This window comes from Actinocatenispora comari, from assembly GCF_017312725.1.
Lineage (GTDB): Bacteria > Actinomycetota > Actinomycetes > Mycobacteriales > Micromonosporaceae > Actinocatenispora > Actinocatenispora comari.
Genome location: NZ_BOPO01000025.1, coordinates 49,691 through 59,169 on the forward strand (window position 1 = coordinate 49,691; position 9,479 = coordinate 59,169).

Sequence of the window (9,479 nt, forward strand, 5' to 3'; positions counted from 1 at the left end):
CCTCCCGCGGAGGAGGCGGCATGACCGACGACGCGATCCCTCCCGCGGAGGAGGCGGAATGATCGAGGTGACGGAGGCGGCCCGGCACTACCGGACCTCCGACGGCGTGGTGCGGGCGGTCGACGGGGTCAGCTTCGTGGTGGCCGAGGGCGAGACGCTGGGGCTGGTCGGCGAGTCGGGCTGCGGCAAGTCGACCACCGCCAAGCTGCTGGTCGCGCTGGAGCGGCCGACCGCCGGCACGATCCTGGTGGACGGCATCGACGTGGCCACCGCCCGCGGTGCCGAACTGCGGCGGCTGCGCCGGACCATCCAGCTGGTGTTCCAGGACCCGTACGCGTCGCTGAACCCGCGCCGCCGGATCGCCGCCACCCTCGCCGAGGTACTGGCGGTGCACGACCTGGCCCGCGGCGCCGCGGCGACCCGCCGGGTCGGCGAGCTGCTGGAGATGGTGGGGCTGCCGGCGTCGGTCGGCGAGAGGTACCCGCACCAGCTGTCCGGCGGGCAGCGGCAGCGGGTCGGCATCGCCCGTGCCCTCGCGGTCGAACCGAGGGTACTGGTGCTGGACGAGCCGGTGTCCGCGCTCGACGTGTCGGTCCGGGCGGAGGTGATGAACCTGCTCGTGTCGCTGCGCGCCTCGCTCGGCCTGACCTACCTGTTCATCTCGCACGACCTGGGCATGGTGCGGCACCTGTGCGACCGGATCGCGGTGATGTACCTGGGCAAGGTGGTGGAGGCGGGCGGCTGGCGGCAGGTGTCCGACGACCCGCTGCACCCCTACACCCGGTCGCTGCATGACGCGGTACCGGTGGCCGATCCGACCGTCGAGTCGGGCCGCTCCGGCCGTACCCTCACCGGCGAGGTGCCGGACCCGGCCGCGCCGCCGCCCGGCTGCCGGTTCCACCCGCGCTGCCCGATCGCCGAGGACCGCTGCCGGACCACCGAACCGCCGCTGCTCGCGCAGCCGGACGGCGACCGCCTCGTCGCCTGCCACCTGGTCTGACAGCCACCTTCTCGGCCGCAGCGCCGTGGGAACGCACCGGGCCGCCGTCCCCGGCAGGGACGGCGGCCCGTTCGTACCGCGGTGCTCAGGCTCGACCGGAGGCCTTCTGGCTGCGGCGCGACACCGAGTCGATGACCACGGCGGCGAGCAGCACGATCCCGGTCACCATGTACTGCGCGTAGTTGGTGATGCCGAGCAGGTTCATCCCGGCCGCGATGGACTGGATCACCAGCACCCCGAGCAGCGCCGAGAACGCCGAACCACGACCACCGAACAGGCTGGTACCGCCGATGACGGCCGCGGCGATCGCGTACATCAGGATCTGCTGGCCGGTACCGGACTGGGTGACGCCGCGGTTGACCGACGCGTAGAACACGCCGCCGATCGCGGCCATCGTGCCGGAGATCGCGAACACGCTGATCCGTACCGCGGCGACGTTGATGCCGGCACGGCGGGCGGCCTCGATGCTGCCGCCGACCGCGAACACCTTCCGGCCGTACGAGGTGTGGTTCAGCACGAACCCGGCGATCAGGATGAACGCCAGGAAGATCAGCGGCGCCAGCGGCAACCCGCGGGCCTGGTTGAACACGACGGCGACGGCCAGCAGCACCACCGCGAGCACCGCGCTGCGGATGATCACCTCGGTGACGCTGCGCGCCGGGATCCCGGCGCGCCTGCGGGCGAGGCTGCCCCGCAGCGAGATCACGAAGTAGACCACCGCGACCACGATCGCCACCAGGTAGCCCCAGAACAGTTCCTCGAAGTAGGTGTTCGTGAGCAGGTCGATCAACCCGTTGCTGTTCGTCAGGTTGTACGACCCGGTCTTGCCCAGCACCCACAGCGAGACGCCGAGCCAGCCGAGCAGGCCGGCCAGCGTGACGATGAACGCCGGTACCCCGATCTTGGCGAAGAAGAAGCCGTGGATCAGCCCCATCGCCAGGCCGGCGGCGACCGCCAGCAGGATCGACAGCCCCTCGCTCAGGCCCCAGGTCTGGTTCGCGACCGCGACGATCGCGGCGCAGGCGCTGGACACCGACCCGATGGACAGGTCGATCTCGCCCAGCAGCAGCACGAACACGATGCCGAGCGCGAGCATGCCGGTGGCCACGATGTTGATCGACAGCTCGGTCAGGTAGCTCGGCGACAGGAAGCCGGAGTTGAGCGACTGGAAGATCGCCCAGATCACGATCAGCCCGACGACCACCGGGATCGAGCCGAGCTCACCGCCGCGGACCCGGCGCCAGAACTCCCTGAGGTACCCGCGCACGCCGCCTTCGGCGAGGATCAGCCGCGGGTCGACCTGCGCCGCCGCCGCCGGCGCCGCAGTCTGATCCGTATCGCTCACTTCTCCCCCTCCGGCCCGGTCTGCCGCGCCGCGCGCCGGGTGACAGCGTTGTCGCTGGCCCCGGTGATCGCGGAGATGATCTGTTCCTGGGTGGTGTCCCGCATGCCGAAGGTGCCGTTGTTGCGGCCCAGCCGCAGCACCGCCACCTTGTCCGCGACCGCGCCGACGTCGGCCATGTTGTGGCTGATCAGGATCACGCCCAGGCCGCGCTCGTCGCGCAGCCGCTCGACCAGGTCGAGTACCTGCGCGGTCTGCTCGACACCGAGCGCCGCGGTCGGCTCGTCCAGGATGACGACCTTGGGGTCGCCGAGCAGCGACCGGGAGATCGCCACCGTCTGCCGCTGGCCACCGGACAGCGACGCCACCGGGATGCGCACGCTCGGGATCTTGATGGACAGCGTGTCCAGCAGTTCCCGGGAGCGGCGCTCCATCTCCACCTCGTCGAGCAACCCGAACCGGCGGATCTCCCGGCCGAGGAACAGGTTGCCCACCACGTCCAGGTTGTCCGCGAGGGCCAGATCCTGGTACACGGTCGCGATGCCCAGGTTGGTCGCGTCGTGCGGCTTGCCGATCGACACCGGCCGGCCCTGCCACTCGATCACGCCCGAGTCGATCGTCTCGACCCCGGCGATCGTCTTCACCAGGGTGGACTTGCCGGCGCCGTTGTCACCGACCAGCGCCACCACCTCGCCCGCGTGGACCTCCAGGTCCACGTCGGCCAGCGCCTGCACCGCGCCGAACCTCTTGCTGATGCCGCGCAGCGCGAGCACTGGTGTGTCCGTCTGCGCCGGTGCGCTTGTCACCTCAACCATCCCTTGCCGTACGTCGCCGGAGCCTGATGAACCGGCCCGGGAACCGTGTCGGTTCCCGGGCCGGGACGCACCGAGCTACTTGATGCCGGCCTTCGCGCAGTCGGCCTTGTACTTGGCGGTGCAGATCTCCGACGGCTTCCAGTAGCCGTCCTTGACCACCGTCGACTCGATGTTGTCCACGGTCACCGTGGTCGCCGGGACGATCTTCGCCGGTACCGACACGGTGCCGTTGTTGACCTTGTCGCTGCTGCCGGTCCACTTCTTGCCGGTGGCGACGTCGACCGCCATCTCGGCGGCGGCCTGGGCCTGCGGCTTGATCGACTTGTAGATCGTGGCGTACTGCTCACCGGTCAGGATCCGCTGGATCCCGGCGAGCTCGGCGTCCTGGCCGGTCACCGGCGGCAGCGGGGTGACGTTCGCGGCCTTCAGCGCGGCGATCGCGCCACCGGCCATGCCGTCGTTCGCGGCGTACACACCGATGATGTTCTTCTTGCCGACCTTGCTGATCGCGCCGGCGACCTCCTGCCGGGCCTGGTCCGGGCTCCAGTCCTGGGTGTCGTACTCGGCACCCACGTTGACCTTGCCGTCCAGAACGCTGTGCATGCCCTTCTTGAAGTCGGGCGCGTTCGGGTCGTCCGGCGAGCCGTTGACCAGGATCACCTTGCCGCGCTTCGGGCTGCCCTTGGCCGAGATGGCCTTCAGGAACGCCTCACCCTGCTGCTTGCCGATGTCGACGTTGTTGAACGACGAGTAGCCGGAGATCGGCCCCTGCGCGAGCCGGTCGTACGCGATGACCTTGACGCCCTGGTCGTTGGCCTTCTGCACCGAGCTCTTGATCGACTTGTAGTCGACCGAGTCCAGGATCAGCACCTTCGCGCCGGCCGCCAGCACCGCGTCCACCTGCTGGCGCTGGGTGTCGGCGTCCTGGTTGGCGTTGCGGTACTCGATGGTGCATTTCGGGCACAGCTTCTTGATGTCCGCCGCCAGGAACGGGTGGTCGAACTTCTCGTACCGGGCGGTCTTGGACTCCGGCAGCAAGATGCCGATCTTGAAGCCCTTGTCGACGCTGAGTTTCTCGCCGCCGCTGCCGCCGCCGGCCTGCTTGGCCTTGCCGCACCCCGCGACGCCGATGGCGATCACGGCGACGGCGGCGACGGCGAGCCCGCGACGCAAGTAAGTCCTCACGTGCACGAAACCTCCCTGACACAGGCCGCTCTCACGCGGCCAAGTTCACGACAGTCAACCGCTATGTGCTGGCGTCGTCAATAAGTGAAGATGGATCGGCGCAAAACCGCGCCCATTCGTTATCTACCCGAACATTGCCCTGGCCATCAGCCCGAACGTGGCCAACCACCGGCCGCCACGCCGACCGCCTGATCGGTCTCGGCCATCGCCAACGCCAACGCACCCAACACCTCCGCGCGGGCTCCGAGCGTGCCCGGCAGCACCCGCAGCTGCCGGGCCGCGCTCGGGATCGCATACCGCGCCACCGACTCCTGCAGCGGCCCGATCAACAGGTCACCGGCCGCCGCCAGGTCACCACCGATGATGGCGCACCGGGGGTTCAGCAGGTTGCACAATGCCGCAACGCCCACGCCAAGGTGACGCCCCATGTCGGCGAGTACCCGCCGGCAGCCCGGATCGCCCTCGTGCGCGAGCCGGATCGCCCGGGCCACCGTCACATCGTCGCCGTGGCTGTCGCGCAGCAGCGACAGCAGGTACTTCGCGTTGGCCTGGGTCTCCAGGCAGCCACGGTTGCCGCACCGGCACACCGGCCCCGACTCGTCCAGGGTGATGTGCCCGATCTCGCCGGCCGTCCCGCCGGCACCGTGGTAGATCCGGCCGCCGAGCACCAGCCCGGCGCCGATGCCGGTGGAGACCTTCAGGTACACCAGGTCGCCCTGGTCCCGGCCGGCCCCGAACACCAGCTCGCCCAGCGCGCCCAGGTTGGCGTCGTTGTCCGCGTGTACCGGCAGGTCGACCCGCCGTTGCAGAGCCTCCTTGGGCCGCACCCCGATCCAGCCGGGCAACAGCGCGCTGGAGCCGATCTCCCCGGTGTCCACGTCGATCGGCCCCGGCACGCCCAGGCCGACCCCGAGCACCCGGTCGCGGCCGGCGCCGGCCCGCCGCAGCAGGGTGTCGATCAGCTCCTCGGCACGGTCCAGCGCCTGCTCGGCGGAGGTGTCCACGTCGGCAGGGACCGCGTCGGACGCGAGTACCCGGTGGGACAGGTCGCCGACCGCGACCCGCAGGTGGGAGTGGCCGAAGTCGACGCCGACCACCAGACCGGTCGACCGGCTCAGCGCCACCCGGCGCACCCGGCGACCGCCGGCCGAACCGGTCCGTACCTCGACGGCGCCGCCGTCCGCCAGCTCGTGCACGATGTTCGACACCGTCGCGGCCGACAGCCCGGTCCGGCGGGAGATCTCCGCCTGGCTGAGCGCACCGGCGTCGCGCACCGCCCGCAGCACCCGGGTCACGTTCGCCCGGTGCAGCGAGGACTGCGACCCCGGTGGGTGGACGTCGGCGCCACGGCCAGGCATGCATGCTCCCTGCGTCCAGCCGGTACCCCGGCGGACGCGGGGGGAACGGCGTGGGTTTCGGCTACGAGTACAAGAACTGAAGCTATGGTGCGCCTGTGACACGTACATCCGTCAAGAGCCGAATCCGAACCGAGGCCTTCGGCGTACCCGTGCGGCAGCTCACCGCACCGCCCGAGCCGATGAAGGTAACTGCCCGGTAACGTTGCCCGGGTGGAGCTGATCGCCGACGCACTGCTGTTCGATCTCGACGGCACCCTGGTGGACTCGACGCCGGCGGTGATCCGGTCCTGGACCGCCTGGGCCACCGAACGCGGCATCACCGCGGAGCGGTTCGCCGCCATCGCGACACACGGCCGCACCTCGCGTTCGATCGTCGCCGACCTGGTGCCGGCCGACCAGCTCGACACCGCCGACGCCCGCATCCAGCAGCTGGAACTCGCCGACCTGACCGGGGTCACCGCGCTGCCCGGCGCCGCCGAGCTGCTGGCCCGGCTCGACCCGGCCCGCTGGGCGGTCGTCACCTCCGGGGTACGGCGGCTCGCCGCGGCCCGGCTCGCCGCGGCCGGGCTGCCCACCCCGCGGGTACTGGTCAGCGCCGACGACGTGCGGCACGGCAAGCCCGACCCGGAGCCGTACCTGGCGGGTGCCGCCGGGCTCGGCGTCGCGCCGGGACGCTGCGTGGTCGTCGAGGACGCACCGGCCGGCCTGACCGCCGGCCGCGCCGCCGGCATGGCGACCGTCGCGGTGGCCGGTACGCACCGACCGGAGGAGCTGAAGGCCGACCTGGTGCTGCCGGACCTCGCCCACCTGTCCGCGACCGGTACCAGCCGATTCGTCCTGCGCGCCGCCTGACCCGGGTGTTCCGGCGCGCGCGGGCGGGCCGCCCGGATCGGGTGTGGTGGCGGCCGCGATGCCGGGGCGCCGGGTCTGGTCGGGCTCGACGACATCGGCTACGCTGCGGCAACACCGCGTGAGCGGGCGGCAGCCGGGCCACGCGGAACACCCCCTGATCGCCGCGCCGCGCCGACGGCGGGCCCGGCACGACCGAGAGGGCAGGCCGACCCATGTCCGATGCCCTGACCATCCAACTGCCCGCGCTGGGCGTGCACCTGCGCCACGGGGTCAAGCATCTGCTCGAAGCGACGCTCATCCCGCTCGGGCTGTTCTACCTGGTCATGGCCTTGGCGGGGCTGCACGGCGCGCTGTTCGCCGCGCTCGGCTGGTCGCTCGCGGCGCTGAGCTGGCGGCTGGTCACCCGCCGGCCGATCCCGACCGTGCTCGCGTTCATGACCGCGCTGCTGGTGGTGCGCACCGCCGTCGGATACGTCACCAACAGCGTGTTCCTCTACTTCCTGTCCCCCTCGCTGCAGGACTTCGTGATCGGCCTGGCCTTCCTCGCCCTGCTGCCGTTCGGCAAGTCGCTGATCGCCAAGCTCGCCGCCGACTTCTGCGTGTTCCCGGCCGAGCTGACCGACAACCCGCGGGTACGCCGGTTCTTTCACCAGGTCTCGGTGCTGTGGTCGTCGGTGTTCCTGCTCAGCGGCGGGCTGACGCTGTGGATGCTCGCCCGCACCAGCCTCGGCAGCTACCTGCTGATCGGCACCGCCGCGTCGTACTCGCTGATCGGCGTGGCGATCGTCGTCTCGTTGGTGTGGTTCCGCCGCTCGCTCGGCCGCGAGGGCATCCGACTGCACCTGCCGTTCCGCGCCACCGTCTGACCGCGCGACCGCCTGCCCCGAGCGCCGACGCCACGCCGTACAGCCGACGCGGTGCCGGTCAGCGGACGCGGTGCCGGTCAGCCGACGCCATGCCGGTCGACCCGACGCCGCGCCGGTCAGCCCACGCCATGCCGGCCGACCGACGCCGCGCCGGTCAGCCGACCAGGTCGGACCAGAACGGTACGGTCGGGCGCGCGCCGGCCACCATCTCGGCCCGGTGCGCGTCGCCGAACTCGGCCCGCAGGTAGCGGGGCAGGTCGGCGCCGTAGACGATGATGTCGGTCTGGTGCACCGACAGCACCGGGTGCCCGGCCGGCCCGCCGACCCCCGGCAGGTACCGGTGCCCGTAGACCGGCACCATCGGCGGCACGGTGGCGAGCTCGCGGCGCGCGGTCGCCAGCGCGTCCGCGACCCCGGACGGCCGGTCGCCCCAGACCGGGTACCAGAAGCCGTTGTGCTCGACGTCGAACAGCACGCCGTCCACCGGCCCGGCCAGCGCGGCGGCGAGCTCGTCGGCGGAACCGTTGCGCCAGTCCGGGAAGCCGCGCCCGACCGGGAGTGCCGCGGCGAGCAGGGCACGGTGGTCGGCGGCGAACCGGAAGCCGAACCGTGCCTCGACCGCCGACAGCTCCGCCTCGGTCAGCCCCGGTGCCAGCGGCGCCGGCAACAGCGTCACCGGATCGGTCATCGCTCCTCCCCCGGTACGTCCTCGGGACGCCCCGTGCTCGGCAGCGCCGGGTCGGTTCGCCCGGCCGGCGACGCCCCGGCCGGCTCGAACAGCGCGACGCACTCGACGTGCTGGGTCATCGGGAACGCGTCGAAGCCACGCAGCCGGCTCAGTCGCCAGCCGAGCTCGGTGAAGGTGGCGGTGTCGCGCGCCAGCGCGGCCGGATCGCACGCCACGTAGCAGACCGCGCGCGGCGTCGCGGCCACGATCTGCTCCACCACGGTACGGCCGGCGCCGGCGCGCGGCGGGTCCAGCAGCACGAGGTCGGCGGGGCCGAGCGCGGGCAGTACCCGTTCGACCCGGCCGGCGACGACCTCGACCCGGGGCAGCTCGCGCACGTTGTGCCGGGCGGCGTCGGCCGCGCCGGGGTGCGACTCGACCAGCGTCACCGTTCCGCCGTCGCCGACCGCGCGGGCCAGCGCGACCGCGAACAGGCCGGCCCCGCCGTACAGGTCGTAGGCGCGCTCGCCGGCGCGCGGCGCGAGCAGCTCCAGCGCGGTCGCCGCGAAGGTGTCCGCCGCGGCCGGGTGCACCTGCCAGAACGCCTCGGCCGGCAGCTCGAACTCGGTGCCGATGGCCCGCTCGACCACCGTCTCCTCGCCGTACACCAGCCGGGTCACGGTCCGCGTGCGGCGCCGGTCCCGGCCGCGCCCGGCGGGCACCTCGCGGTGTTCCAGCACCGCGGGATCGCCGGCGGTGGACGACACCACGCTCAGCTCGCTGCCCGGCCGCCAGCCGCGATCGGTGACGGGCAGCTCCCGTACCGCGGGGGTGGCGATCGGGCACGCGTCGATCTCGACGATCCGGTGCGAGCGGTGCGCGCGCAGCCCGGCGCGGCCGGCCCGGTCCACCGCGTAGCGGACCCGGGTACGCCAGTCGAGCGGGCCGCCCGGCAGCTCCGCGACGGTGACCTGCAGCGCGTCGACCTGCTCCGGCGTGAGCTTGCCCAGCCGTACCAGCAGCTCGGCGAGGACGTCGGCCTTGAGCCGGCGCTGCGCCGCCGGCGTCGCGTGCTGCCAGTCGCAGCCACCGCACCGCCCCGGCCCCGCGTACCGGCAGGGCGGCGGCACCCGGTCGGCGGACGCGGTGTGCACCACGACCGCGTCGGCGCGCAGGAAGCCGCGCTTGACCTCGGTGACGGTGGCGTCGACGACCTCGCCGGGCAGCGCGTGCCGGACGAACACCACCTGCCCCTCGTACCGGGCGACGCAGTGGCCGCCCGCCGCGACCTTGCCGACGGTCAACCGCAACGTGTCGCCGACCGCGGGGTCGGCCGAGGGCGCGGTCACCGGACCACCCCGATCGTCGCGACCCGGACCAGCCCGGTCGTCGCG

General features: G+C 72.5%; 9 protein-coding genes. 3 read left to right on the top strand and 6 right to left on the bottom strand.

From position 1 onward, the window contains the following. The first annotated feature begins 58 nt into the window (after nt 1–58). Nucleotides 59–1,000: an ABC transporter ATP-binding protein gene (locus tag NUM_RS09325; RefSeq protein WP_207124405.1), complete on the top strand. Its 942-nt coding sequence runs from the start codon at nt 59–61 to the stop codon at nt 998–1,000. An 85-nt stretch (nt 1,001–1,085) separates the two neighbouring features. Here the strand turns inward: NUM_RS09325 and NUM_RS09330 are convergent, their stop codons facing one another. From NUM_RS09330 to NUM_RS09345, 4 genes are all read right to left on the bottom strand, one after another. Continuing rightward, nucleotides 1,086–2,345: a sugar ABC transporter permease gene (locus tag NUM_RS09330; protein WP_207124406.1), complete on the bottom strand. Its 1,260-nt coding sequence runs from the start codon at nt 2,343–2,345 to the stop codon at nt 1,086–1,088. After that, on the bottom strand, nt 2,342–3,157 hold the full coding sequence (locus NUM_RS09335) for an ATP-binding cassette domain-containing protein (protein WP_207124407.1): 816 nt from the start codon (nt 3,155–3,157) through the stop codon (nt 2,342–2,344). Before NUM_RS09335 ends, NUM_RS09330 begins: the two co-directional genes overlap by 4 nt. A 75-nt stretch (nt 3,158–3,232) precedes the next feature. Continuing rightward, a complete protein-coding gene (locus NUM_RS09340; RefSeq protein WP_225918451.1) occupies nt 3,233–4,348 on the bottom strand; it encodes a substrate-binding domain-containing protein in 1,116 nt (371 codons plus the stop codon). Nucleotides 4,349–4,488: 140 nt separating this feature from the next. Beyond that, the gene (locus tag NUM_RS09345; protein ID WP_207124408.1) at nt 4,489–5,700 is read right to left on the bottom strand and encodes an ROK family transcriptional regulator; all 1,212 of its coding nucleotides are present in this window, start codon (nt 5,698–5,700) and stop codon (nt 4,489–4,491) included. Nucleotides 5,701–5,910: 210 nt separating this feature from the next. On the opposite strand from NUM_RS09345, the gene NUM_RS09350 reads away from it, so the two are divergent. Both NUM_RS09350 and NUM_RS09355 read left to right on the top strand, forming a co-directional pair. Beyond that, nucleotides 5,911–6,552 carry an HAD-IA family hydrolase gene (locus NUM_RS09350; RefSeq protein ID WP_225918452.1) on the top strand — a complete coding sequence of 214 codons (642 nt, stop codon included), beginning with the start codon at nt 5,911–5,913 and terminating at the stop codon, nt 6,550–6,552. Between the two features lie 212 nt (nt 6,553–6,764). Then, nucleotides 6,765–7,418, top strand: coding sequence for a VC0807 family protein (locus NUM_RS09355; RefSeq protein ID WP_207124409.1), 654 nt, complete (start codon nt 6,765–6,767; stop codon nt 7,416–7,418). Nucleotides 7,419–7,572: 154 nt separating this feature from the next. Here the strand turns inward: NUM_RS09355 and NUM_RS09360 are convergent, their stop codons facing one another. Beyond that, on the bottom strand, nt 7,573–8,106 hold the full coding sequence (locus NUM_RS09360; RefSeq protein ID WP_207124410.1) for an SMI1/KNR4 family protein: 534 nt from the start codon (nt 8,104–8,106) through the stop codon (nt 7,573–7,575). Beyond that, nucleotides 8,103–9,434 (bottom strand): class I SAM-dependent RNA methyltransferase, encoded by a 1,332-nt coding sequence (locus NUM_RS09365; protein ID WP_207124411.1) that lies wholly within the window; start codon nt 9,432–9,434, stop codon nt 8,103–8,105. The genes NUM_RS09360 and NUM_RS09365 overlap by 4 nt, the downstream gene beginning before the upstream one ends. Nucleotides 9,435–9,479: the final 45 nt, after the last annotated feature.

Bases quoted from the DNA above. Each gene is read 5' to 3' on its own strand.
- NUM_RS09335 (WP_207124407.1), bottom strand. From the start codon at position 3,157: ATGGTTGAGGTGACAAGCGCACCGGCGCAGACGGACACACCAGTGCTC.
- NUM_RS09360 (WP_207124410.1), bottom strand. From the start codon at position 8,106: ATGACCGATCCGGTGACGCTGTTGCCGGCGCCGCTGGCACCGGGGCTG.
- NUM_RS09355 (WP_207124409.1), top strand. From the start codon at position 6,765: ATGTCCGATGCCCTGACCATCCAACTGCCCGCGCTGGGCGTGCACCTG.
- NUM_RS09345 (WP_207124408.1), bottom strand. From the start codon at position 5,700: ATGCCTGGCCGTGGCGCCGACGTCCACCCACCGGGGTCGCAGTCCTCG.
- NUM_RS09325 (WP_207124405.1), top strand. From the start codon at position 59: ATGATCGAGGTGACGGAGGCGGCCCGGCACTACCGGACCTCCGACGGC.